The sequence below is a fragment of the Caenibius sp. WL genome (genome assembly GCF_019803445.1).
Lineage (GTDB): Bacteria > Pseudomonadota > Alphaproteobacteria > Sphingomonadales > Sphingomonadaceae > Caenibius.
Map to the genome: position 1 here is coordinate 3,230,746 of NZ_CP081844.1, position 22,862 is coordinate 3,253,607.

The 22,862-nt window shown below is 65.3% G+C and carries 24 protein-coding genes, 1 tRNA gene and 1 other RNA gene; 9 read left to right on the plus strand and 17 right to left on the minus strand.

From position 1 onward, the window contains the following. Positions 1-35 precede the first annotated feature (35 nt). Complete coding sequence (locus K5X80_RS15555) at positions 36-473, minus strand: VOC family protein (protein WP_283249324.1); 438 nt, start codon at positions 471-473, stop codon at positions 36-38. A 95-nt stretch (positions 474-568) separates the two neighbouring features. Between K5X80_RS15555 and K5X80_RS15560 the strand changes: the two genes are divergently transcribed. After that, positions 569-1,324, plus strand: coding sequence for an SIMPL domain-containing protein (locus K5X80_RS15560; protein WP_222558614.1), 756 nt, complete (start codon positions 569-571; stop codon positions 1,322-1,324). Positions 1,325-1,395: 71 nt separating this feature from the next. On the opposite strand, the gene K5X80_RS15565 is transcribed toward K5X80_RS15560, so the two are convergent. After that, on the minus strand, positions 1,396-2,166 hold the full coding sequence (locus K5X80_RS15565) for a TorF family putative porin (RefSeq protein ID WP_222558615.1): 771 nt from the start codon (positions 2,164-2,166) through the stop codon (positions 1,396-1,398). Positions 2,167-2,484: 318 nt separating this feature from the next. Here K5X80_RS15565 and K5X80_RS15570 point away from each other — a divergent pair, with 318 nt between their 5' ends. Next, entirely contained in the window at positions 2,485-3,246 is a 762-nt protein-coding gene (locus K5X80_RS15570; protein ID WP_222558616.1) for a metallophosphoesterase, read from the plus strand. Positions 3,247-3,260: 14 nt separating this feature from the next. Here the strand turns inward: K5X80_RS15570 and rnpB are convergent. From rnpB to K5X80_RS15590, 4 genes are all read right to left on the minus strand, one after another. Further along, positions 3,261-3,700: RNase P RNA component class A (gene rnpB / locus K5X80_RS15575), an RNA gene on the minus strand. A gap of 6 nt (positions 3,701-3,706) precedes the next feature. Next, positions 3,707-4,408: an N-acetylmuramoyl-L-alanine amidase gene (locus K5X80_RS15580; RefSeq protein WP_222558617.1), complete on the minus strand. Its 702-nt coding sequence runs from the start codon at positions 4,406-4,408 to the stop codon at positions 3,707-3,709. Positions 4,409-4,413: 5 nt separating this feature from the next. After that, positions 4,414-5,055 carry a histidine phosphotransferase family protein gene (locus K5X80_RS15585; RefSeq protein WP_222558618.1) on the minus strand — a complete coding sequence of 214 codons (642 nt, stop codon included), beginning with the start codon at positions 5,053-5,055 and terminating at the stop codon, positions 4,414-4,416. A 248-nt stretch (positions 5,056-5,303) separates the two neighbouring features. After that, positions 5,304-5,705, minus strand: a complete 402-nt coding sequence (locus K5X80_RS15590; protein WP_222558619.1) for a M67 family metallopeptidase — start codon at positions 5,703-5,705, stop codon at positions 5,304-5,306. Here K5X80_RS15590 and K5X80_RS15595 point away from each other — a divergent pair. Both K5X80_RS15595 and rpoH read left to right on the plus strand, forming a co-directional pair. Further along, complete coding sequence (locus K5X80_RS15595) at positions 5,704-6,669, plus strand: RluA family pseudouridine synthase (RefSeq protein ID WP_222558620.1); 966 nt, start codon at positions 5,704-5,706, stop codon at positions 6,667-6,669. The two genes, K5X80_RS15590 and K5X80_RS15595, sit on opposite strands and share 2 nt — an antisense overlap. 208 nt (positions 6,670-6,877) lie before the next feature. Then, positions 6,878-7,717: an RNA polymerase sigma factor RpoH gene (rpoH, locus tag K5X80_RS15600; RefSeq protein ID WP_502778665.1), complete on the plus strand. Its 840-nt coding sequence runs from the start codon at positions 6,878-6,880 to the stop codon at positions 7,715-7,717. Between the two features lie 66 nt (positions 7,718-7,783). On the opposite strand, the gene K5X80_RS15605 is transcribed toward rpoH, so the two are convergent. Beyond that, a complete protein-coding gene (locus tag K5X80_RS15605) occupies positions 7,784-8,596 on the minus strand; it encodes a transporter (protein WP_222558621.1) in 813 nt (270 codons plus the stop codon). Positions 8,597-8,835: 239 nt separating this feature from the next. Here K5X80_RS15605 and mtgA point away from each other — a divergent pair, with 239 nt between their 5' ends. Beyond that, the gene (gene mtgA / locus K5X80_RS15610; RefSeq protein ID WP_222558622.1) at positions 8,836-9,507 is read left to right on the plus strand and encodes a monofunctional biosynthetic peptidoglycan transglycosylase; all 672 of its coding nucleotides are present in this window, start codon (positions 8,836-8,838) and stop codon (positions 9,505-9,507) included. A 3-nt stretch (positions 9,508-9,510) separates the two neighbouring features. Next, the gene (locus K5X80_RS15615) at positions 9,511-10,452 is read left to right on the plus strand and encodes a cation diffusion facilitator family transporter (RefSeq protein WP_222558623.1); all 942 of its coding nucleotides are present in this window, start codon (positions 9,511-9,513) and stop codon (positions 10,450-10,452) included. 8 nt (positions 10,453-10,460) lie between these two features. Here the strand turns inward: K5X80_RS15615 and K5X80_RS15620 are convergent, their stop codons facing one another. From K5X80_RS15620 to K5X80_RS15655, 8 genes are all read right to left on the minus strand, one after another. Further along, positions 10,461-11,495 (minus strand): hypothetical protein, encoded by a 1,035-nt coding sequence (locus K5X80_RS15620; RefSeq protein WP_222558624.1) that lies wholly within the window; start codon positions 11,493-11,495, stop codon positions 10,461-10,463. Positions 11,496-11,868: 373 nt separating this feature from the next. After that, positions 11,869-12,348 carry an AAC(3)-I family aminoglycoside N-acetyltransferase gene (locus K5X80_RS15625; RefSeq protein ID WP_222558625.1) on the minus strand — a complete coding sequence of 160 codons (480 nt, stop codon included), beginning with the start codon at positions 12,346-12,348 and terminating at the stop codon, positions 11,869-11,871. Positions 12,349-12,366: 18 nt separating this feature from the next. Next, positions 12,367-13,626 carry an ATP-dependent Clp protease ATP-binding subunit ClpX gene (clpX, locus tag K5X80_RS15630; RefSeq protein ID WP_222558626.1) on the minus strand — a complete coding sequence of 420 codons (1,260 nt, stop codon included), beginning with the start codon at positions 13,624-13,626 and terminating at the stop codon, positions 12,367-12,369. A 171-nt stretch (positions 13,627-13,797) separates the two neighbouring features. Beyond that, positions 13,798-14,502, minus strand: coding sequence for an ATP-dependent Clp protease proteolytic subunit (locus tag K5X80_RS15635; protein WP_222558627.1), 705 nt, complete (start codon positions 14,500-14,502; stop codon positions 13,798-13,800). 110 nt (positions 14,503-14,612) lie between these two features. Beyond that, a complete protein-coding gene (locus K5X80_RS15640) occupies positions 14,613-16,244 on the minus strand; it encodes a cation:proton antiporter domain-containing protein (RefSeq protein ID WP_222558628.1) in 1,632 nt (543 codons plus the stop codon). A 190-nt stretch (positions 16,245-16,434) separates the two neighbouring features. Further along, on the minus strand, positions 16,435-16,794 hold the full coding sequence (locus tag K5X80_RS15645; RefSeq protein WP_222558629.1) for a hypothetical protein: 360 nt from the start codon (positions 16,792-16,794) through the stop codon (positions 16,435-16,437). A 353-nt stretch (positions 16,795-17,147) separates the two neighbouring features. Next, positions 17,148-18,764: a trigger factor gene (gene tig, locus K5X80_RS15650; protein ID WP_222558630.1), complete on the minus strand. Its 1,617-nt coding sequence runs from the start codon at positions 18,762-18,764 to the stop codon at positions 17,148-17,150. 61 nt (positions 18,765-18,825) lie between these two features. Next, positions 18,826-18,910: transfer RNA gene (locus K5X80_RS15655), tRNA-Leu, on the minus strand. Positions 18,911-19,123: 213 nt separating this feature from the next. Between K5X80_RS15655 and K5X80_RS15660 the strand changes: the two genes are divergently transcribed. After that, the gene (locus K5X80_RS15660) at positions 19,124-19,444 is read left to right on the plus strand and encodes a DUF3297 family protein (RefSeq protein WP_222558631.1); all 321 of its coding nucleotides are present in this window, start codon (positions 19,124-19,126) and stop codon (positions 19,442-19,444) included. A gap of 21 nt (positions 19,445-19,465) precedes the next feature. On the opposite strand, the gene K5X80_RS15665 is transcribed toward K5X80_RS15660, so the two are convergent. Further along, positions 19,466-20,074: a CHAP domain-containing protein gene (locus K5X80_RS15665; RefSeq protein ID WP_222558632.1), complete on the minus strand. Its 609-nt coding sequence runs from the start codon at positions 20,072-20,074 to the stop codon at positions 19,466-19,468. A 112-nt stretch (positions 20,075-20,186) separates the two neighbouring features. Here K5X80_RS15665 and der point away from each other — a divergent pair, with 112 nt between their 5' ends. Beyond that, the gene (der, locus tag K5X80_RS15670; protein WP_222558633.1) at positions 20,187-21,572 is read left to right on the plus strand and encodes a ribosome biogenesis GTPase Der; all 1,386 of its coding nucleotides are present in this window, start codon (positions 20,187-20,189) and stop codon (positions 21,570-21,572) included. Between the two features lie 99 nt (positions 21,573-21,671). Here the strand turns inward: der and K5X80_RS15675 are convergent, their stop codons facing one another. After that, positions 21,672-21,998: a hypothetical protein gene (locus K5X80_RS15675; protein WP_222558634.1), complete on the minus strand. Its 327-nt coding sequence runs from the start codon at positions 21,996-21,998 to the stop codon at positions 21,672-21,674. A gap of 166 nt (positions 21,999-22,164) precedes the next feature. Here K5X80_RS15675 and K5X80_RS15680 point away from each other — a divergent pair, with 166 nt between their 5' ends. Next, on the plus strand, positions 22,165-22,854 hold the full coding sequence (locus K5X80_RS15680; RefSeq protein ID WP_222558635.1) for a helix-turn-helix transcriptional regulator: 690 nt from the start codon (positions 22,165-22,167) through the stop codon (positions 22,852-22,854). Positions 22,855-22,862 lie beyond the last annotated feature (8 nt).

Sequence of the window (22,862 nt, forward strand, 5' to 3'; positions counted from 1 at the left end):
CCGCGCCGCCCTTCACCCGCCTCGTATCGGGCGCGTCACCAGGTGCCGGTGTTTTCCATGCTTGCCCACGGCTCCTGCGGTTCCCGCTTGCCGTCCTGCAGCAGTTCGACCGAAATGCCATCGGGGCTTTTCACGAAGGCCATGTGCCCGTCGCGCGGCGGGCGATGGATGATGTGCCCGGCATCCTGCAACCGCTGGCAGGTGGCGTAGATATCATCGACCTGAAAAGCGAGATGGCCGAAATTGCGCCCGCCCGTATAGGCTTCCGGGGCACTGCCATCTTCCGGCGGCCAGTTGTACGTCAGTTCGACCTGCGCCTTGTCGGCCTGCCCCGGCGCGGCGAGGAAAATCAGCGTGAAGCGGCCCTGCGGCGATTCATGCCGATCGACTTCTTCCAGCCCGATCAGTTCGAAAAAGCGGATCGTCGCTTCGGGATCGGTCACGCGGATCATGGTGTGGAGATATTTCAGCAACGGAAGCGGCTCCATTCATCTATGTTCAAACAGGGTTCATGGCCCCGGCAGCACCTTTGTGCCAGCCAAGGCATTCGTTCTGGGGAGGCTCTATAATGCCCGATGCCGCAATCGGCCACCAGCAGTCTGCGCCGCCGTTCTGGCGCGATACGGTCAACCGCCGCTGGCTCATCAGTTCAGGCATCCTTGCCATCGGACTCGTTCTCGGCGGCTATTTGCTGGGCGACGGGCTGACCCGGGCGCGGGAAGCGGATCGTTCCGTCACCGTGCGCGGGCTGGCCGAACGCGATGTGAAGGCCGATCTGGCCACCTGGACCATCGCCTATTCGGCCAGCGCACCCGATCTCGCCACCGCACAGGCGGGCGTCGACCGCGACACCGGCCAGATCCGCGCGTTCTTCAAGGAACTGGGCTTCCCCGATGACGCTTTGCAGCCCACGGGCGTGAACGTTTCCAACACCACCACCGATGGGGTGCAGCAGTTCACCGTGCGCCAGCGCATGACCTTGCGCACCAACGATATCGCCCGCGCGGAAAAGGCGGTGCGCAGCCAGTTCGATCTCGTCCGCCGCGGCGTGGTGCTGGAGGAAGGATCGGGCATGGCCTACACGTTCACCAAGCTCAACGACATCAAGCCCGCGATGGTGGCCGAAGCGACCAGGGACGCCCGCGCTTCCGCCCAGCAATTCGCCAAGGACAGCGACACCAGCGTTGGCGGCATCAAGCAGGCGACGCAAGGCTATTTCTCGGTCGAAGCGCGCGATGGCGACAGCGGCGGCGGATGGGGGGTCTCCGACACCCCGTTCAAGAAAGTCCGCGTCGTCACCACGGTGGATTTCTATCTGCGCTGATCGCGCGTCGCGCGGCAATGCAAAACGGCCCGCGCATCACGCACGGGCCGCCTGTTCGTTCCACTTTGCGATCAGAAGCTGTAGGACAAGGTGCCTACCACGGCGTCGTTGGTGGCATTCTTGATCGACTTGCCTTCCACGCCCACATAGCTGACCCCGACCGTCAGCCCGCCCAGCACGGTGGCCGAAGCCCCGATCGACCAGTCGAGCGCGGTCTTGTCGTTGTTGAAGCCGCCGAGATAATCGGGCGCCAGCGCCCCATCGGTATAACCGAGGTGGCCGGTCAGCGTGATCGGCGTCCGGGGAATGCCAACTTCGAGATCGGTGAAGATATAGAGGTTGTCTTCACTGCCCAGCGCCTTCTGGTCCCAGGCATAGGCCACGCCCAGCGTCGCTCCCAGCGGGCCGAACTGGCTCGACAGTTTCACATAGGGTTCGAAATAATCGGACTTGCCGAAGCCCTGATCCTTGGCCGGATAGATATAGTAGAGCAGCCCGGCGTCGAGCTTGAGATTGGAAGCGATATCGCCGCTCCACCCGCCATAGACATCGAGTTCCATGTCACCGAGACCGCTGCCCCCGTCATCGAGCGAGGAGGCCCAGGTTCCGACATAGAAACCGCTCGAATGCGCGACATCGATCCCACCCTGGATCGCGAAATCACCCCCCGACAGGGAAACCCCGCGGAAACGATAATCGGTGACGATGGCGACATTGCCGCTGACCGTGAAATCGGACGGACCGGTCACCGCGCCTTCATCCTGGGCCATGGCGGGGGTGGCCACGAAAGCGGCGCCGGCAAGCGCGGATGCAACCGAAAGGTTGCGGAGGAACGTAAGCATGACAGTATTCCTTGTTACGATGAATCTGTTGTACATCGTCCCACCTGCATTCCGCCGGTCATCTCTTGGTGGACGCCCGTTGCGGAATAACGGGAAACTGCCTGCCGATGCTGCAATGCACAAGACCCTTTCGCGCAAGACGCGAGCAAGTGCAGAAAGTGTGGATTTTGCGCATCACATTCACAGGCGAGACAGGATTTACAGACGAGACTGGGCCGCCATGCCAGCCATGGCGATGAGCAAGCAGGACAATCACCCGTGATTCCCGACCAGATAAGCAATCAGGCCCGAGACGATCATGCAACAGCCGGTGTCACCGTGGCAACCGCCAGTGTGCCCGCCGGGCAACGCGTCTATGCCATCGGCGATATCCATGGGCGGCTCGATCTGCTCGAACCGCTCGCCCGCGCGATCGAGGCCGACGATGCCGCCGCGCCCGCCGCACAGACCACCGTGATCCTGCTGGGCGACCTGATCGATCGCGGCGCCGACAGCAAAGGCGTGCTCGCCTTCGCCCGCGCATGGCGGCAACGGCGGACGGTTCGCATCCTGATGGGCAATCACGAGGAAATGTTCCTCGACGCGTTCACTGATCTGGAATGGCTGGCCAGGCTTCTGCCGCATGGCGCCTACGAAACTCTTGAAAGCTACGGCATCGCCGTGCGCGGGCTGGATCGGGATAGCCTTCGCCATGTGCAGGCAGCCATGGCCGAGCAGATTCCGGAAGAAGACCGCCGCTTCATGGCCGGTTTCGAAGCCTCGGTGGCGATTGGGGACTACCTGTTCGTTCACGCCGGGATCGAACCGGGCATCGCGGTCGACCGGCAGAGCGAACGCACGCTGCGCTGGATTCGCGAACCGTTCCTTTCGCATCGGGAACCCTATTCGCATGTCGTGGTCCACGGCCACACGATCCGCCCGCAGGTGGAAGAGCGCCCGAACCGCATCGGCATCGACACCGGCGGCTATTGCTATGACGTGCTGACCGCGCTGGTGCTGGAAGGCGGCACCCGGCGGTTCATTCAGGCGCGCGGTACCGGCAGCGCGGTCACTATCGAAACCCGCGCAGCCGCCGTCTGATCGCCATGCGATAAAGTGCCAGGGGGCCTGTAAGCCGGGTTCTGTATCGCGGACGGTATCCCACGAGAGACCGTATCCGCAATGGCAGCCATTCCTCTAGGCCTTGCGTTGCCGCAAGGCTCAAGCAGCCAACCCGGGCGGTCGAGGGCGAAACCCCCTTGCTGTCCGGCCTTGTGGGCCTTCGGCGCGCCGCCCCTATTCGGCCTTGCTCCGGGTGGGGTTTGCCGTGCCGCTCCTGTTGCCAGTCGCGCGGTGCGCTCTTACCGCACCCTTTCACCCTTGCTGCCGGTTGCCCGGCGAGCGGTCTGCTCTCTGTGGCACTTTCCCTGAATGCCCGGCAAGCCGGACACCCGGCGGGCGTTACCCGCCACCCTTGTTTCGTGGAGCCCGGACTTTCCTCGGCCTCCGACCCGCTCATGAGCTTGTCGGAGAACGCGGCTGCCCGGCCCCCTGGCGCGCCCTATCTAGCGTGGCCGCGGTCGCGTTCCAAGAGCAGCGCGAAAAGTATCGCCCCGATTTCTCCATCGATTGCGCCATCGATCCGCGCGGGGCGCCAGCGGCGCTGGAACGCCGCCACCGCCGCGCGCCCGTCGGTGATGTCATAACCGAACCGTTCCAGCCCCAGCATGAACGCCCCATCGTTGGGAAACGGCGTGCCGAGGCTGATCTTCGGCACCGCCAGGGCCAGCCGCAAGCGGGCAAGGCGCCCCCAGTCGAACAATTCGCCCGGATCGTCCTTGCGCGCGGGGGCGATATCGGAATGGCCGACCACATTGGCGCGCGGAATGTCGTAACGGCGCACGATTCGCCCAACCAGCGGCAACAGCGATTCCATCTGCGCGGCAGTGAACGGGCGATAGCCCCATTCGTGCCCCGGATTGACCAGTTCGATCCCGATGCTGGCCGAATTCACATCCGTGATCCCGCGCCAGTAGGACCGGCCCGCGTGCCACGCGCGCTTGTCTTCATCGACCAGCCGGGTGACCGCGCCGTTTTCCTCGATCATGTAATGCGCGGACACTTCGGCCGCCGGATCGCACATCCGCTCCAGCGCCTCGGCCCCGGTGCGCATGCCGGTATAGTGCAGGACGATCATGGAAATGGGCAGCTTGCGCTCGTTCCAGTTGGGCGACGGAACCGCGTGCTGCACCAGTTCGTCCATCGTGTTTACTCTTCCGGCAGCACCGCCCCGAGCACCAGGGCATCTTCCGCCACCGCGTGCTGCAACCCGCCGCCCGCTTCCGCCGCGATGACGTGGAGCATATGTGCCGCCGCCGTGCGGCCCGACAGCGCTTCGGGGGCGAGGCGCCCTTCCAGCGCATCGCCGATGGTGCGGTCGAACGCGACTTTGCGCCCCATCGCGCGCACCGCGATTTCACAAGTGCCGCCGCGCACTTCGGCGGCGATGTCGATCGAACCGCCCCGCATCAGCGCGTCGAGCGCAATGTGCGCGAAATTGAGCAGCACTTTGGCCGCGGGCTTCGACAGTTCCGCCGCGCCCAGCACCCAGCTCACCGTGATTCGGTCGTTCCCGGCCACCAGCGCATCGACCAGGCTGCGCACTTCGTCGGTGGATACCTTTTCCCCGAAGCCGCCCGCCGCGCCGAACGCGAGGCGGAAGAATTTGAGCTTGTCCGTCGAGGCCTTGGCGCTCTGTTCCAGCAGTTCGAAGCACCGCTGGCGCATGGCCGGGTCCTTTTCGTCCGCCAGGAGTTCCAGCCCGTTCATCAGCGCTCCGACCGGGCTCAGCAGATCGTGGCACAGGCGGGAACAAAGCTGGCTGGCGAGATCGACGGAAGAATTGGACATGTTCAGTTTTTCGTCCCTTTTCCTGAAAGGGGTGGCACAATCGTTCCCGTTTATAGGAACTAATTCCGGTCCCGGAAGCCGGTCCGCAGACAAACAGGCCGATTCCCTGTTTCCTTCGGACGAGCAGAGAGGAAGGAGCCGTCCCATAACGGGATTTCGCGGCGGATGGAAACATCTGCCCACCCGGAAATCGCGCCAAACGGAGAATAAAGCGGCAACCGGCCCGATTTCATCCGGGCAGCCTGGCTCTACCGCTCCACAAGGACATGGGATAGCGCGCGGAACCCCTGCGAATCGTCCCGCCACAGGCGCACCTCCCCGTCGCGGCCGACAATCGCCCAGATCGCCCCGTCTCCCGCCGCCTCGGCGCGGTCGCACGGCGATGGTTCCGGCGCACCCGCGGGGTGCGAGTGATAATAGCCCACGACCTGGGCCCCCTGCCCGGTGCGCGCGGCACGGTGGGCATCGATCAGCGCGCGCGGATCGATCTCGAACCGGCGGTGCGGGTCCGCCGCGACATTGGCGGCGGGTATCGCCCGGTCGATTCGTCCGGCAGCGCCCAACAGCAGCCCGCAACATTCGTCGGGCGCGGCGCTCTCCGCTTCCTGGCGCAGAAGCGCGATCACATCCCTTGTCACAGCGATAGTCATGCCCACATTCCCTACCATGGGGACCGGGGAATTGATCGAGGGTATTTTCACAAGCGGCGGCGTGCGGCTGGACAAGGCGCTGGCCGAAGCCAGCGGCCTTTCGCGTGAGCGGGTGAAAGCGCTGCTGGGCGAAGGCCGGATCACGCTGGACGGCCAGCCGGCCCCCGGCGCATCCGCCAAGACCGCGGCGGGCGCCCATTTCGCGATTGCCGTGCCCCCCGCCGCCGAAGCGCAGGCCGCACCGCAGGCCATCCCCCTTGTCGTGGCGTACGAGGATGACGACCTGATCGTGATCGACAAACCCGCCGGGCTGGTGGTCCATCCGGCCGCGGGCAATCCCGATGGGACGCTGGTCAACGCGCTGCTGCATCATTGCGGCGATTCGCTTTCGGGCATCGGCGGCGTGGCTCGCCCGGGCATCGTCCACCGGATCGACAAGGACACCTCCGGCCTGCTGGTGGTGGCCAAGAACGACGCCGCGCACGAAGGGCTCGCCCGGCAATTCGCCGATCATTCCATCGAGCGCGCCTATCTCGCAGTGGTGAACGGACATCCCGTGCCACCGGCGGGCACTGTCGCTGCGCGAATCGGCCGCTCCGACGCGAATCGCAAGAAGATGGCCGTGCTGTCCCCCGATAGCAGCCGCGGCAAGCACGCCGTCACCCATTACAAGACGCTGAAATTGATGAACAACTGCGCGCTGGTCGAATGCCGGCTGGAAACCGGGCGGACGCATCAGGTGCGCGTTCACATGGCGTCAATCGGTCATGCCCTATTAGGGGATCCGACTTATGGACGCCCTCACGCCAAGCTACGGCCGGTTCTTTCCGCCCTCGGCTTCCGCCGTCAGGCGCTGCATGCGGCAGTGCTCGGCTTCGTTCATCCGGGCAGCGGCGAGACCATCCGTTTCGAGAGCGAACTGCCCCTCGACATGCGGGAACTGATTGATGAAACCACTCGTTGAAATCGATGAAATCACCCGCACTCACGGCAGAATTCGGGTATAAGGGAATGTGGGCAAGTGGCCGTGCCCAGCCGGACGCCCAGCAGGGGTCTGGCAAAACAGCGGTCGACACTTTGAAAGGTATGGGACTTTGACCGAGAAAAACACCACCATCAGGAGAACGGCGTCTGTCCCGGCGTTGAGCGGGGAGCAGAGCCTCAACCGATATCTGGCCGAGATCAAGAAATTCCCGGTGCTGACGGCCGAGCAGGAATACATGCTCGCCAAGCGCTATCAGGAACATCAGGATCCCGAAGCCGCCGCACAGCTGGTGACGAGCCATCTGCGACTCGTGGCGAAGATCGCCATGGGCTATCGCGGCTATGGCCTGCCCGTGTCCGACCTGATTTCCGAAGGGAACGTCGGGCTGATGCAGGGCGTGAAGAAATTCGAACCCGATCGCGGCTTCCGCCTCGCGACTTACGCGATGTGGTGGATCAAGGCTTCGATGCAGGAATTCATTCTGCGCAGCTGGTCGCTCGTCAAGATGGGCACCACCGCCGCGCAGAAGAAGCTGTTCTTCAACCTGCGCCGGATGAAGAAGAACCTCGATGCTTACGAGGATACCGATCTTCATCCCGACGATGTGAAGAAGATCGCCGAAGACCTCGGCGTGCCCGAGCAGGAAGTCATCAACATGAACCGGCGGATGCTGATGGGGGGCGATTCCTCGCTCAACGTCTCCATGCGCCAGGGCGAAGAAGGCTCCGGCCAATGGCAGGACTGGCTGGCGGACGACCGCCCACTGCAGGACGAAACCGTGGCCGAAGCCGAGGAAGCCGAACTGCATCACGAGATGCTGGCCGAAGCGATGGACAGCCTAAACGAACGCGAACGGCATATCCTGGTCGAACGGCGGCTGACGGAAAATCCGAAGACGCTGGAAGAACTCAGCCAGGTCTATGACGTATCGCGCGAACGCATCCGCCAGATCGAAGTGCGCGCGTTCGAAAAACTGCAGAAGGCGATGTATCGCCTGGCGGACAAGAAGCTGCTCGCCCCGGCCTGATCCGGTCGCCCTTCTGCTGAAAAGCGCCGGTATCCCTCGGGATGCCGGCCTTTTTTATGGGCAGTGCTAGAACCGCCGCGCCACGCCCAGATAGAGTTGGCTGTCCGGGCTCTCCCGGTTGAGGCCGAGATTGAGCCCGACATCGAACTGGGTGCCATCGTTCGGCTGCCATGCCGCCGAAAGGCCGAGCAGCGCTTCCGTCGCGTGGCCTGTGGGATCGCGATCGCGATAGAGCGCGATTTCGGTCGACGCGGAAAGGCTGTCGGTCAGCGCGAAGCCCAGCCCGACAACATTGCCGAAGCGCAAGTGCCGCCCATCGCCATCGCCGTCCGCCGCCGCATCGACTTGCGGGGTCAGCGCCAGCGAAACCGTGTCGTTCAGTTCGAAGCTCAACGGCACCAGCAGCCCGGCCGACCAGTCGCCCGCCCCCAGCGGGGCCGAGCCCACCGGCAGAGTGACATAAGGCATCACCGCCAGCGAAAAGCCCGAACCATCGGGATTGCGCAGGTTCTGCCGCAGGGCGACCGTAACGTCCCCCACGCCCGATTCCCTGCCGATCCGCCCGGTCACTTTGTCGCGCGTGCGCACATGGCCGTAGGCCGTCCATCCGGCCTGCATCTCCAGGCTGCCAGTGAGGCCGATCCGCAGCAGCATCTCGCCGGCCGCGATCGTGGCCGTGCGGGCCGCGCCGTCGCTCTCCCGAGTCCAGTCGATCAGGCCCATTTCGCCGACCACGGTGCCGGGCGCCACCGTGCAGGCGGGCGTTCCCAATCCCGGCCGGTCGGGGCAGAGATCGCGCGCTTCCTCCGCATGGGCGGGCGCCGCGATCAGGCAGACGGCGCAAAGGGACAGACCACCAACGAGAGACAAACGCTTCACGGCCTTGAACTCCAAGGGTAAACCGCCCCCTCTATGCCCTGCCTGAGCCTTGGGGGAAACCGCCCGCATGCGCGATTGGGTGAATTCCCTGTCCCGGTTTCACCGCGCATGATTGCTTGCCGCATCGTTTTGCGGAAAACCGGTTCCCACTTTTCCGCACGATGCAACATTCTCTTTTCCGTATCGTTTTTTCGGAAAACCGGTTCCCACTTTTCCGCACGATGCTCTAGAGCACATTCATGGTTGGCCGCCTCATTCGCTTCGTCTTTCAATGCATCCTGGCCTTTCTGGTCCTCAGCGTCGCGCTGGTGCTGCTGTACAAATGGGTGCCCGTGCCGGTGACGGCGACCATGCTGATGGACCCCAACGGCATGACGAAGGACTGGACTCCGCTCAGCCGGATCGACCGCACCATGGTGGCCGCCGCCATCGCCGCGGAAGACGGCAAATTCTGCAGCCACAACGGTTTCGACCGACAGGCGATCGAACGGGCGATAGAGCGCAACGCGCGCGGCGGGCGCATTCGCGGCGGCTCCACCATTTCCCAGCAGACCGCCAAGAACGTGTTCCTGTGGCAAGGCGGCGGCTATCTGCGCAAAGGGCTGGAAGCCTGGTTTACCGTCCTGATCGAAAGCGTGTGGGGCAAGCGGCGGATCATGGAAGTCTATCTCAACGTCGCGGAAACCGGCATCGGCACTTATGGGGTGGAAGCCGGGGCGCAGCGTTATTTCAAACATTCCGCCGCGCATCTCACCCGCAGCGAAGCCGCCCGCATGGCCGCCGCGCTGCCGCTGCCCAAGAAACGGTCCGTCATCAGCCCGAGCGGTTTCACCCGCCGTTACGGCAACACGATCTCCGCCCGCGTGCGCGCGGTGGGGCGTGACGGGCTCGATAGCTGCGTGTACGAATAGACCATGGGCCAGGGGCACGGACACAGCGGGCACAGCCACAATCACGGGCACACACATGGCCACAGCCATGCGCCCGCCAGCTACGGCCGCGCGTTCGCCATCGGCGTGGTGCTCAACACCGTTTTCGTGGCGGTGGAAGCGACTTACGGCTACCTCTCCGGGTCGATGGCGCTGGTCGCCGATGCAGGACACAACCTTTCGGACGTGCTCAGCCTGCTGATCGCCTGGGGCGCCAGCGTGATGACCGCCCGCCCCGCTTCGGCACGGTTTACTTATGGCTTCAAATCCAGCTCGATTCTCGCCGCGCTGACCAATGCCGCGCTGCTGCTCGTCGCCATCGGCGCCATCCTGATCGAAACCATCCGCCGCCTTTACGAACCCGCGCCGGTGGAAGGGATGACGATGATCATCGTCGCGGCCATCGGCGTGGCGATCAACACGGGCACCGCGCTGCTGTTCATCGGCGGGCGCAAGAGCGACATCAACATCCGGGGCGCTTTCCTCCACATGGCGGCCGATGCGCTGGTTTCGGTCGGCGTGGTGGTGGCCGGTGTGCTGATTCTGCTGACCGGGCGGACATGGATCGACCCGGTGACCAGCCTTGTGATCGTGGCGGTGATCGCCTGGGGCACCTGGGGCCTGCTGAAAGACAGCGTGCGCATGGGCCTGCTGGCCGTGCCCGATGCCATCGATGAAAGCGCGGTGCATGGCTATCTGGCGCAATTGCCGGGCGTCACCGCGGTGCACGATCTCCACATCTGGCCGATGAGCACCACCGAAACCGCGCTCACCGCGCATCTGGTCATTCCCGGCGGCTATCCGGGCGACGCCTTCCTCCACGAAGCGGCGCACGAACTGGAACACCGCTTCCACATCGGCCACACGACCCTGCAGGTCGAAGCGGGCGAGCGGGATTGCGTTCTGGCGGGCGACGGGAGAATCTGAAGCGTTCCCTACCGCCGTTTCCGGGCATGGAAGGCGGGATGATCGGCCACGGCAAAGCCGCGTGCGGGCCCGGCGATGATCCGGGCAAGGGCCGAAGTTGACACGGTTGACACGGTGCAAGGGGTGAATGCGGGGACGCCTGGAGGCACGGTTGCGGGGCTCCCTTCGCTATCCCCGATAGCCCCTTCTGCGCCATTCCCCTCGCCTCTTTCGTCATTCCCGCGCAGGCGGGAATCCAGTTCTGCCGTCGCCTCTGGATCCCCGCCTGCGCGGGGATGACGAAGGGCAAGCAAGGCGCAGTGCCCCATGGCCTTGACCGCCGCTTCTTCGGGCATGGCCAACTCATCCACCAGAGCATAAGCTTCGGCACGCCATGCATCCCACTGCGCCGCGGCCTCGCCCTCTGCCGCCGCGCGCACCGCGAAATAGGCCTCGTCCTCCCGCCGCCACAGCGGCATGTCCTCCTCGCCGGCGGCATCGGCTTCCTCCGCCGCATCCTCATCCGCGTCCTCATCGCCGTGGAACAGCCGCTGTTCGGCCTCCGCCACCGCCCGCGCAATCGCCTGCTCGCGCGGCAGCGGCAGAGCATCCTCGCCCGCCAGCCCCTCGGGGCACGGCGCCCCGGCCAGCACGGCCAGCAGATCGTCGAACCGCCCGGCATCGCGCTGCGCCGCGCGGTTCTCTGCCATCCGGTCGAGCCGGGCGAGATGCGCCAACAGCAGCCGGGTGTCGTACTTGCGCCGCGTGCCCACCTGTTCGCCGCGATAATAGACCGGTTCTTCCACCCCATCGATGGCGCGGGCGGCCAGCACCTGTTCGCCATGATCGTGCGCCAGCACCAGCGCCGCCGCCCATCCGCGCGCGAACAGCGGATCGCGCCGCCGCAGGCGATAGGCCGCTTCGGCCGAGAGCCCGACGTGGGCGCAGGCGGCGCGGACATGGCCTTTCAGCGCAAGGTGTTCGAGAAACCGGGTCCGGGCGGCGGGCGTCCATCCGCGGGGCGAGACGCCGGGTATCACGGGCGTGTTCGAAAGATCCGACATGATTCGCTGCTCCTCAACAGAACAAAAGGCGAATCGCATCTACTATGCACGGAGTTGCCTGTAGGACAGCGGTTTTTGGCAAGGGACGCGGCTCATCCCACCACTCCTTCCCGCCACCATCCGCTCAGCCTGAGCTTGTCGAAGGCCGCGCGATACGGTCGCCCTATAAGCTGATGTTGGCGCGCGACCTTCGACAAGCTCAGGTCGAACGGGGATTGAAGAGTTCGGCGGGTTCAGCCTGAGCGGGAGTGGAAAAGGTTTGGCGGGCTCAGGCCGGGCGGAAGAGGGAAAGTTCAATCGGAATAGCAGTGTGCAAAAGCACGGCACCCCGCAGTTCCCGGCTTGCGAGAGCCCAAACCCCGGCGGGCTTCCATCACTTTTCCGCCGGTTCGATATCGAAATGCATCACGTCTTCGCGCGTGCCCAGCTTGGTGTAGAGCGCAATGGCCGGATCATCCCCATAATCGGCCTGCACATAGATGACCCAGGCGCCGATCTCGCGCGCATGGTCCTGCAACCAGCCGATCAGCGCCTGCGCCACACCCTTGCGGCGATGCGCGGCGGCGACGGCGAGATCGTAGATATAGATTTCGCTCCGCGCCTGTTCGAATTTAGGCAGGACATAGGCCGACAGGGCGCCGATCACTTCGCCTTTTCCGGCAAAGGCGGCCACTTGCACGAAATCATCGCGCGCCAGCAGGCCTTGGAGATAGGCATCATCCGGCGGTGCGGAGCCATAGCTGTGCGGATCTTCGAAAGCCTGGCCATAAAGCTGCAGCACGGACCGCATATCCGCGATCCGTGCTGCATCCAATCTTTCAACCAGAAAGCCTGCCGGGCTGTCCGTCGTCATACCGGCAGGCGCGCCGTCTCAGGCCGCCGCTTCCTTCTTGGGGCCGAGAACCTGGACCGGTTCCTTGCGCCCTTCGACCACGTCCTTGTCGACCACGATCTCGCTCACGCCTTCGAGCGAAGGCAGATCGAACATCGTGTCGAGCAGAATGCCTTCGACGATGGAACGCAGGCCGCGGGCGCCCGTCTTGCGGGCGATCGCCTTCTGCGCGATGGTTTCCAGCGCGTCGTCGGTGAACGTCAGTTCCACGTCCTCCAGCTCGAACAGCTTCTGATACTGCTTGATCAGCGCGTTCTTCGGTTCCCTGAGGATCTGGACGAGCGCGGGCACATCGAGATCGTTCAGCGTAGCGATCACCGGCAGGCGGCCGACGAATTCGGGGATCAGGCCGAATTTCAGCAGATCTTCCGGCTCGCACTTTTCGAGCAGTTCGCCCACCCGGCGCTTGTCCGGATCGGCGACATGCGCGCCGAAGCCGATCGAACGCTTCTGCAGACGGTCGGCGATGACCTTTTCCAGCCCGGCGAACGCGCCGCCGCAGATGAACAGGATGTTCGTCGTGTCCACCTGCAGGAATTCCTGCTGCGGATGCTTGCGCCCGCCCTGCGGCGGCACGCTGGCAGTGGTGCCTTCCATCAGCTTGAGCAGCGCCTGCTGCACGCCTTCGCCCGACACATCGCGGGTGATGGAGGGGTTTTCCGCCTTGCGCGTGATCTTGTCGATCTCGTCGATATAGACGATGCCGTGCTGCGCCTTGTCCACGTTGTAATCGCTGGCCTGGAGCAGCTTGAGAATGATGTTCTCGACATCTTCCCCGACATAGCCCGCTTCGGTCAGCGTGGTGGCATCGGCCATGGTGAACGGCACGTCGAACGTGCGCGCCAGCGTCTGCGCCAGCAGCGTCTTGCCCGAACCGGTCGGGCCGACCAGCAGGATGTTCGACTTGGCCAGTTCGACATCGCCCGCCTTGCCGCTGTGCTTCAACCGCTTGTAGTGGTTGTGCACGGCAACCGAAAGTACGCGCTTCGCCCGGTCCTGCCCGATCACGTAATCGTTCAGCGTGCGGAAGATTTCGTGCGGCGTCGGAACGTCGCCATCCTTCTTGCCCGCAAGCCCGGCCTTGGTTTCTTCGCGGATGATGTCATTGCACAATTCGACGCATTCATCGCAGATGAACACGGTCGGCCCGGCGATCAGCTTGCGCACTTCATGCTGCGACTTCCCGCAGAAGCTGCAGTATAAGGTGCTCTTGCTGTCCGATCCGCTCAATTTCGTCATAGTTCAGTCCTACCCACGCGAAATGCGGGGATTCGCCAGTTACACTCTAGTCACCCGGCAGTCATAATCAATCCGCCCGCTCACGATGCGGAATTATGCCCCATCGTGGTGCGAAAATGACGGCGGCAGCCGGCTCTCGCGCCGTCAGCCGCCGCATCGGGGCGCAGCGCCTTACTCAGGCGCGCCGCCCGAACCGCTGTCGGCCGCCGGTTCTTCGGTTTCGGGGCGGGTTTCGAACACCTTGTCCACGATCCCGAATTTCAGCGCCTCGTCCGCTTCGAGGAAGGTATCGCGATCCAGCGCCTTCTCGATCTCGGTCAGGCTCTGGCCGGTATACTTCACGTAGAGGTCGTTCATCCGCTGGCGGATGCGGAGGATTTCGCGGGCCTGGATTTCGATATCCGAAGCCATGCCCCGCGCCCCGCCCGAAGGCTGGTGGACCATGATCCGCGCGTTGGGCAGCGCGATGCGCATGCCCGGTTCGCCCGCGGCCAGCAGGAAGCTGCCCATCGAAGCCGCCTGGCCGATGCACACGGTCGAAACGCGCGGCTTGATATATTGCATGGTGTCGTGGATCGCCATGCCCGCCGTCACCACCCCGCCGGGCGAGTTGATGTACATGCTGATCGGCTTGGAGGGGTTTTCCGATTCCAGGAACAGCAACTGGGCCACGATCAGCGAGGCCATGTTGTCTTCCACCTGCCCGGTGACGAACACGATGCGTTCGCGCAGCAGGCGGCTGAAAATGTCGAAGCTGCGCTCGCCCCGGCTGGTCTGTTCCACCACGACCGGCACCAGCGCGCCGGTGACGGGATCGCGGGTGAACTGGCCCTGAGTTGCGTAAGCGTCGCCGGAATTGCCGAACAGGTCGATCATGGAAGTCCTCTTGTGATTGCCTCGCCTATGTCGCGCTGCCGGCCCGGATGTTCAAGAGGGTATCCCGCTTTTCCGCAGAGACGGCGCAAAGGCCCCGCCCCCCGCGCCGCTCAGCCCACTTTGCGCACCGCCGCCAGCGCGGCCATGCGCAGCGCGGTTTCCCGCTCGCCCATCACCACCTGATCGGCGCCATGCTGCCCCAGATGCTGCATTTCCTCGTCGGAGTGGGCCCGCACGATGATCCGCAGGCGCGGATTGATCTGCCGCGCGCGGGCCACAATCACGCCCGCTTCCACCCCTTCGGGAATGGCGATCAGCAAAGTCGAGGCCGCTTCGATGCCTGCGCGTTCCAGCACGTTGGGGGCGGTGGCATCGGCCACGATCACCGAAACCCCATCCTTTTCCGCCAGTTCGGCCATGTCGCGCTGATCCTCGATCACGGTCAGCTTCTCGCCCCGTTCGCGCACTCTCGCCGCCACCATCCGGCCGACCCGGCCATAGCCGACCAGCACGGTCTGCGAAGGCGCCGCCGGGGCGGGCTCGGGCCCCGCAGCGGATGGTTCCCGCCCCGGCTTGACCGCAAGCGAGAACAGCAGGGGATTAAGCAGGATCGAAATGATCGCGCCCGCCAGCACCAGATCGCGCGCATCGCCCGTCAGCACGCCCAGCGAAATGCCCAGCCCGGCCAGAATGAACGAGAATTCGCCGATCTGCGCCAGGCTGACCGAAATCGTCAGCGCGGTCTGCGCCGGGTGGCCGAACAGGCGGACGATGCCATAGGCCGCCACCGATTTGCCGACGAGGATGATCGCCACCGTCGCCAGCACGGGCAAGGGATGTTCCACGATCACCCGCGGATCGAACAGCATCCCCACCGACACGAAGAACAGCACGGCAAAGGCATCGCGCAGCGGCAGCGTCTCTTCCGCCGCCCGGCGACTGAGCTGCGTTTCACCGAGGATCATGCCCGCGAAGAACGCCCCCAGCGCGAACGAGACATCGAACACCACCGCCGCCCCGAAGGCCACGCCCAGCGCGATCGACAGCACCGCCAGCCGGAACAGTTCGCGCGATCCGGTGTGCGCGGTCCAGTGCAGCACCCAGGGGATGATGCGCTTGCCCACCAGCAGCATGGCGGCGAAGAAGCCCAGCACTTTGACCACCACCAGCGCGACCGAGGACAGCAGTTGCGCCGCCCCCGCATTGGGCGGGCCGTTCTGGATCGCCATGATCGCGGGCAGCAGGACCAGCGCCAGCACCATCGCCAGATCCTCCACGATCAGCCACCCCACCGCGATCCGGCCGCGTTCGGTCTGCACGATTTCGCGCGCCTGCAACGCGCGCAGCAGCACCACGGTGCTGGCGACGGACAGGGCAAGGCCGAAAATCACGCTGCCCATCAGCGGCCAGCCCATGGCGAGGCCAAGGCCCGCACCCAGCGCGGTCGCCACGGAAATCTGCGCGATCGCGCCCGGCACGGCAATGGCGCGCACCGACAGCAGATCCTTGAGCGAGAAATGCAGGCCGACGCCGAACATCAGCAGAATCACGCCGATTTCTGCCAATTCCATGGCCAGCCCGGTATCGGCGACAATGCCGGGGGTGAACGGCCCCACGATCACGCCTGCCAGCAGATAGCCGGCAATGGGCGGTATCCGCAGCCTGTGCGCGACCGCCCCGGCGGCGAAGGCGACGACCAGCCCGGCAACGATGGTCCCGATCAGAGGGGTGGGGTGCGGCATCGGCTTACCCTACCGCGCCGGAAGCGCGGTGCGCACCGCCCCGCCCATCCCGGTGTTTTCGGTTCCCCTGTCCCCATCGGCGGCGCGCGCAAGGCCACTGTATGCGGCCGTAACGGAAAGTCCTTGTGTGCATCATCGTCCTGCCTCGCTGAAGGTAACGCAGGCCCGCACCGCGCGCGGGCCACGGCCATCAGACGGCAGGGGGCGCTCTCGCCGCGAGAGCCGAGGCAGCCAGCGCCCGCAGCGGCGGCGGCAGAGCATGCCACCAGGCGGATGCGGATCGCGCAATCATGCCCCACGCGGGGCCGGACCCGGCGCCTGCCGCCGCCGCCACGCCCGGCACCGGGGTGATCCCGGCGCTGCGCTGCGACGGGGCCGCCGCGCGGCCGCGCAAAACCGAAACCTCCGCCGTGGCGGCGCTGAACGCGGAGCCGCTGACCCGTTCGAGCGGGGCCGATACCGGTACGGATGCGTGGAATGCGATCAGCAGCAACAACAGGCATGAAACCCCGTGCCACGCGGTTCCGCCAAGTTTGCGAGCGAATTCCATGTGCCCGCAGCCTACCTCAAGCAGGCCCGATCGCCAACGCACAATCGGCAGGCATGGACCGTTCGCCAATGCAGAGGGGCGACCGCTTCAGACGCCAGAATGCGTCCGTTGGAACACATAACCCTCGTCATTCCCGCTTTCGCGGGAATGACGAAAGGGGGCCTGCCCAAAGAACCGAATGCAGAGGGGCGGCTGGGTACGCTGAAGCGCCCGCCGTTTCAGACTCACGGGCGGCAACCCGCAAACGAAAGGCCCGCCTTCCGCATCCTTCTGAAAGGGGCGGAAGACGGGCCGGATCGTATCGTCAGGCTCGGGCAAACGGCGGCGCGATCATGCGCCGCCGCCACGCGGCCTCAGTCCTTCTTGGCGGCGGCCTTCTTAGCCGGGGCCTTCTTCGCGGCGGGCTTGGCAGCCGCAGCGTCCTTGGCCGGGGCAGCGGCCTTCTTGGCCGGAGCTTTCTTCGCGGCGGGCTTGGCGGCTTCGGCTTCGGCCGGAGCTTCGTCCTTGGCGGCGGCCTTCTTGGCCGGAGCCTTCTTCGCGGCAGGCTTTTCAGCGCCTTCCGCTGCGGTTTCGTCCTTCTTGGCGGCAGCCTTCTTGGCCGGGGCCTTCTTCGCGGCGGGCTTGGCCGCTGCTGCTTCGCCTTCTTCCGCTTCGATCGCGGCTTCCAGTTCTTCACGCGTCACTTCGCGTTCGGTGACTTCGGCCTTGTCGAACAGGAAATCGACCACCTTGTCCTCGAACAGCGGCGCGCGGAGCTGCGCGGCGGCCATCGGATCGTTGCGGACGTATTCGACGAAACGCTGGCGATCTTCCGGGCGGTACTGCTGCGCCGCCTGCATCGTCAGCATCTGCATTTCCTGCTCGTTGACCGTGACGTTGTTGGCCTGGCCGATTTCCGACAGCAGCAGGCCCAGACGCACGCGGCGCTCGGCAATCGCGCGGTAATCGTCCTTCTCGTCCTCGATTTCCTTGAGAGCGGCGGCCGGATCTTCTTCCTTGGCCGCTTCCTGCTGGAGCTGGGCCCAGATCTGTTCGAATTCGGCTTCGACCATCGACGGCGGAACCGCGAAATCGTGCGCGCCGGCCAACTGGTCGAGCAACTGGCGCTTCATCTGGGTGCGGGTCAGGCCGTTGGTCTGCTGTTCGAGCTGGCCGCGCAGCAGGCCTTTGAGCTGTTCGAGGCTTTCGAGGCCCAGCGACTTGGCGAAATCTTCGTCGACCACTGTTTCAGCGGCGACTTTCACCTGCTTCACGGTGACATCGAACGTGGCTTCCTTGCCCGCCAGATGTTCGGCCGGATAATCGGCCGGGAACGTGACAGTGATGGTCTTTTCCTCGCCCGTCTTCACACCGGCGAGCTGTTCCTCGAAGCCGGGGATGAAACGGCCCGAGCCGATTTCGAGCGGCTGGTCTTCGGCCGAACCGCCTTCGAAAGCGACGCCATCGACCTTGCCGACGAAATCGATGATGATCTGGTCGCCATCGGCCGCCTTGCGGGTCTTGGGCGCATCCTTGAACGATTTCTGGTTCTTGGCCAGTTCGGCAAGCTGTTCGTCGACCTGTGCATCGGTGACGGGCACGACGAGACGTTCGAGCTTCAGCCCTTCGATCGACGGCGCTTCGATGGCGGGGAGCACTTCGAGCTCGATCGTCAGCTCGGCATCCTTGCCTTCTTCGTAATCGTCATTGAGGCGCACATCGGGGCGAATCGCCGGGCGCAGCTGCTTGTCGCGGATCAGCGAATCGACCGATTCCTGCACCGAGGCGTTGAGCGCTTCGGAATGGAGCGCGGGGCCGTGCATCTTCTTGACGAGGTTGGCGGGAACCTTGCCCGGACGGAAACCCGGCATACGCACCTGCGGCGCGATCTTCTGGACTTCGCTTTCGATCCGGGCGGAAATGTCCTTGGCGGAAATCGTTACGCTATATCCGCGCTTAAGGCCTTCATTGGTGGTTTCGACGATCTGCATTTTCGGTTCGTGCCTTCTCAAATCCTCAAATAACGTCGGGTCCGGAGCCCTCGGTCGGAACTGGTGCGGGCGAAGGGACTCGAACCCCCACATCTTACGATACTGGTACCTAAAACCAGCGCGTCTACCAGTTCCGCCACGCCCGCAGCCGACGATATTCCCGGCACGGCACAAATACCGACCGGAAGGGGAAAGGCTGCGCCCTTATCGGGGGATCGCGCAAAGGGCAAGCACTACACGGCCAAACCGGCAATTGCCGTGCTTCGGCGCGGGGCGCGCCCGCCCCCCGGCCATCCCCCGCGCCGCGCCCACGATCCGGGCCTGTTGCGCGCCGCCGCGCCGCGCATTATGGGCGCGGGATGAGCGATAGCGAACAGAACACCCCCGCCACCGACGCGGCCCCGACCACCGGTAACGACGTGCCCCCCGATCGGCTCGCGATCAATCCGGGCAGCCCCCATTTCGATGCCGACAAGCTGCGGCGCGGCGTGGGCATCCGCTTCAAGGGTGCGGTGCGCACCAATATCGAGGAATACTGCATTTCCGAAAGCTGGGTGAAAGTGCAGGCAGGCAAGACGATGGACCGCAAGGGCCAGCCGCTGCTGCTCAAGCTCAACGGCCCGGTCGAAGCCTGGTACGAAGACCTGGGCGACAATCCGCCCGTCGCCAAGGCCGGCTGACACGGTTTCCCCGCCGGGGCGTCAATCGCGCGCCCCGGCGATGATTGCCCCGATCACATCCGCCTGCCCGCCGTTGCGGGCCGGTTGCCCAGCGTTCTTCCCCGCGCGCCCGTCATAGCGCGCCGCGGCATAGGCCCGCCCCTCCGGCATGCCTGTCCCCCGGGCGCCCTCGCGATAGATGAAGCCGTCGACCGGCCATGCCGTGCCGCCCAGCGCCTGAATCGGCGCATACCACACGCGCACCGCGCTCCAGTCGTTGCGGTCCGACACATCGACCGCGCGAACGTCGTTCTCGATCTGGCCGCGCCGCCCGTTGATCGGCGACCAGTTGGCATGGCGCAGCAGCACCGTGCGCGAATCGATCACCCGGCTGACCGCGGCGACATGGCCCAGTTGCATGTTGCCATGCGGCTGGAACGCCATCACCGCGCCCACGCGTGGTTTGCTGCCCCGTTGATAGCGGCCTGCCGCCTGCCCCCACCAGGTGTGGGCATCGCCGAAAATCCGGATGCCGGAGACCTGCCGCGCGTAAGGCACGCATTCGAGATGTCCCGCCGCGCTATCCGCCTGAGCGGTGGAGGAAATCGCCCCGCACAGGAGCGCGGCACCGAGAAGCAACCCGTTTTTCATGCCCGGCGATGTGGCGGATGAGGGTTAGCGCCAACCTGCAAATCGCGGTTAACGGCGCGGTAAGACATCGCCGCCCCTTGCCAAAAGGCGCCGGAACGGTCACTGCCACGCGATGTCCCGCCCTCAGGTGATTATTATCGGCCGCCCCAATGTCGGCAAGTCGACGCTGTTCAACCGTCTGGTTGGCAAGAAGCTCGCGCTGGTCGACGATCAGCCCGGCGTCACCCGCGATCGCCGGTTCGGCGAGGCCACTTTGCTGGGGCTGGAATTCACCGTGGTCGACACCGCGGGATGGGAGGATGAAGATCCCGACACCCTGCCCGGCCGGATGCGGGCGCAGACCGAAGTTTCGCTGCAAGGCGCGGATATCGCGCTGTTCGTGATCGATGCCCGCCAGGGGCTGACCCCGCTGGACGAGGAAATCGGCCGCTGGCTGCGCGGGCAGGATGTGCCGGTCGTGCTGCTGGCCAACAAGGCCGAAGGGCGCGCGGGCGAACCGGGCGTGCTCGAAGCCTATGCGCTGGGCCTCGGCGATCCGGTGGCGATCTCGGCCGAACACGGCGAAGGCATGGGCGATCTGTTCGAAGCCCTGCTGCCGCTGATCGGCGAAGCAGAAGATGACGATATCACCGGCGAAGACGCGGGCGAGGACGAGGACGACGCGCCCAAGGGGCCGCTCAAGCTGGCCATCGTCGGCCGCCCCAATGCGGGCAAATCGACGCTGATCAACCGCCTGCTGGGCGAAGACCGCCTGCTGACCGGGCCCGAAGCGGGCATCACCCGCGATTCCATCGCGGTCGACTGGCAGTGGACCGATCCCAAATCGGGCGAAGTGCGCGATATCCGCCTGATCGACACGGCGGGCATGCGCAAGAAAGCGCGCGTGGTCGACAAGATCGAGAAACTTTCGGTTGCCGATGCGCGCCGGGCGGTGGATTTCGCCGAAGTCGTCGTGCTGCTGCTCGATGCGACCAAGGGGCTGGAACATCAGGATCTCAAGATCGCCGATCTGGTGCTGCAGGAAGGGCGCGCGCTGATCATCGCGATCAACAAGTGGGACGTGGCGGAAGAACCTTCCGCGCTGTTCAATGGCATCCGCGGCGCGCTGGAGGATGGGCTGGCGCAAGTGCGCGGGTTGCCGGTGTTTTCCGTTTCCGCCCGCACCGGCAAGGGGCTGGACGCCATGCTGACGGCCGCGTTCGACCTGCGCGAAGTGTGGAGCCGACGCGTGCCGACAGCGGGTCTCAACCGCTGGTTCGACGATGCGCTGGAAGCCAATCCGCCCCCGGCCCCCGGCGGCAAGCGGATCAAGCTGCGCTACATCACCCAGATCAAGACCCGCCCGCCGACGTTCGTGATCTTCGGGTCGCGGCTGGACAATCTGCCGGAAAGCTACCGCCGCTATCTCGTCAACGGCATCCGCCGCGAACTGGGCTTCGGTTCGGTGCCCGTGCGGCTGACCCTGCGCAGCGCGAAGAACCCCTACGCCCCCAAGTAGTCTGGCGTTTACAGATACTCCCCTTCGTCATTCCCGCGAAAGCGGGAATCCAGCTGCAACGGCGGAACTGGATTCCCGCTTTCGCGGGAATGACGAGGGTTATGTGTTCCGGTGAGGGAAACGCCAAGTAGCGTTACCCCTCGCCGCGATGCGGATGGCGACAATCCGCCCCCCGGCCAGGCGATAGCGCGCATCGAGCAGCAGGCTCAGCGTTTCCCCCTTGCCCAGCGCCATGCCGAAGAAATCGGCCACGCTCTCACGCGCGGTCAGGCGGTTGATGAGCGTGACCCGCACTTCGCCGGCATCCCCGGTCATCGCCTGCGGCTCCATCACATCCTCGAACAGCGCGCGCGAGCGGCGATAGGCCACCAGATAGGCCGCGATCCCCACCTCTTGCGCCATACCTTCGGCGGGGACGATCGCCACATCCTCCGCCAGGCAGGCGCGCAGCCCCGCCTCGTCCCCCGGTTGTACGCCGCGTAATAACGCCGCAGCAGTTCCGCCCCGTCCATCGGCTTTCTCCCTCGATATCCTCGATTTTCGCTTGTAACACCGCGCTACTGACAGCATTCTGTCAGGAGAGGTGACACCGATGCGCCGGGCCGACCGCTTGTTCCAGATCATCCAGATCCTGCGCCGCTCGCCGCGCCCGGTCACCGCCATGGCGATGGCTCACGAACTGGAGGTATCGCCGCGCACGATCTATCGCGATGTCGCCGATCTCGTCGCCCGGCGCATCCCGATCAACGGCGAGGCCGGGTTCGGCTATGTGCTGGAACCGGGCTTCGACATGCCCCCGCTAAGCCTGACGGTGGACGAGATGGAAGCCGCCCTGCTCGGCGCGCAATGGGTCGCCGGGCGCGGCGATCCGGTGCTGGCCCGGGCCGCCCGCGATCTCGTCGCCAAGCTGACCGCCGTCGCGCCCGATGCCCTGCGTGCCGCAATCGCCACCCCCACCATCGGCACGCACGAAAGCGGCGCCACCCCGCCCGACGGGCTCGATCTCGCCCGCGTGCGCGACTGGATTCGCACCGGGCGCAAGATCCGCATCACCTATCGCGACGAACGCGGATGGGTGAGCGAACGGACCATCTGGCCGGTGGTGATCGGCTATTTCGAAAGCGCCCGCACCATGGCTGCGTGGTGCGAATTGCGGCAGGATTTCCGCCAGTTCCGCACCGCCCGCGTGCGCGATGCGGAATTTCTCGACGAGCGGCACGGCGAACGGCCCGCGGCCCTGCGCCGCCGCTGGCAGCGCCAGTGGGCCCGCCCGCCTGCCTGACCCGCCCG

What these genes read in the sequence shown, in the direction of transcription:
- K5X80_RS15560 (WP_222558614.1), top strand. Translation starts at nt 569, where the DNA reads ATGCCCGATGCCGCAATCGGCCACCAGCAGTCTGCGCCGCCGTTCTGG.
- K5X80_RS15565 (WP_222558615.1), bottom strand. Translation starts at nt 2,166, where the DNA reads ATGCTTACGTTCCTCCGCAACCTTTCGGTTGCATCCGCGCTTGCCGGC.
- K5X80_RS15580 (WP_222558617.1), bottom strand. Translation starts at nt 4,408, where the DNA reads ATGGACGAACTGGTGCAGCACGCGGTTCCGTCGCCCAACTGGAACGAG.
- K5X80_RS15585 (WP_222558618.1), bottom strand. Translation starts at nt 5,055, where the DNA reads ATGTCCAATTCTTCCGTCGATCTCGCCAGCCAGCTTTGTTCCCGCCTG.
- K5X80_RS15595 (WP_222558620.1), top strand. Translation starts at nt 5,704, where the DNA reads ATGCCCACATTCCCTACCATGGGGACCGGGGAATTGATCGAGGGTATT.
- K5X80_RS15590 (WP_222558619.1), bottom strand. Translation starts at nt 5,705, where the DNA reads ATGACTATCGCTGTGACAAGGGATGTGATCGCGCTTCTGCGCCAGGAA.
- mtgA (WP_222558622.1), top strand. Translation starts at nt 8,836, where the DNA reads ATGGTTGGCCGCCTCATTCGCTTCGTCTTTCAATGCATCCTGGCCTTT.
- K5X80_RS15615 (WP_222558623.1), top strand. Translation starts at nt 9,511, where the DNA reads ATGGGCCAGGGGCACGGACACAGCGGGCACAGCCACAATCACGGGCAC.
- K5X80_RS15620 (WP_222558624.1), bottom strand. Translation starts at nt 11,495, where the DNA reads ATGTCGGATCTTTCGAACACGCCCGTGATACCCGGCGTCTCGCCCCGC.
- K5X80_RS15625 (WP_222558625.1), bottom strand. Translation starts at nt 12,348, where the DNA reads ATGACGACGGACAGCCCGGCAGGCTTTCTGGTTGAAAGATTGGATGCA.
- clpX (WP_222558626.1), bottom strand. Translation starts at nt 13,626, where the DNA reads ATGACGAAATTGAGCGGATCGGACAGCAAGAGCACCTTATACTGCAGC.
- K5X80_RS15635 (WP_222558627.1), bottom strand. Translation starts at nt 14,502, where the DNA reads ATGATCGACCTGTTCGGCAATTCCGGCGACGCTTACGCAACTCAGGGC.
- K5X80_RS15640 (WP_222558628.1), bottom strand. Translation starts at nt 16,244, where the DNA reads ATGCCGCACCCCACCCCTCTGATCGGGACCATCGTTGCCGGGCTGGTC.
- K5X80_RS15645 (WP_222558629.1), bottom strand. Translation starts at nt 16,794, where the DNA reads ATGGAATTCGCTCGCAAACTTGGCGGAACCGCGTGGCACGGGGTTTCA.
- tig (WP_222558630.1), bottom strand. Translation starts at nt 18,764, where the DNA reads ATGCAGATCGTCGAAACCACCAATGAAGGCCTTAAGCGCGGATATAGC.
- K5X80_RS15660 (WP_222558631.1), top strand. Translation starts at nt 19,124, where the DNA reads ATGAGCGATAGCGAACAGAACACCCCCGCCACCGACGCGGCCCCGACC.
- K5X80_RS15665 (WP_222558632.1), bottom strand. Translation starts at nt 20,074, where the DNA reads ATGAAAAACGGGTTGCTTCTCGGTGCCGCGCTCCTGTGCGGGGCGATT.
- der (WP_222558633.1), top strand. Translation starts at nt 20,187, where the DNA reads ATGTCCCGCCCTCAGGTGATTATTATCGGCCGCCCCAATGTCGGCAAG.
- K5X80_RS15680 (WP_222558635.1), top strand. Translation starts at nt 22,165, where the DNA reads ATGCGCCGGGCCGACCGCTTGTTCCAGATCATCCAGATCCTGCGCCGC.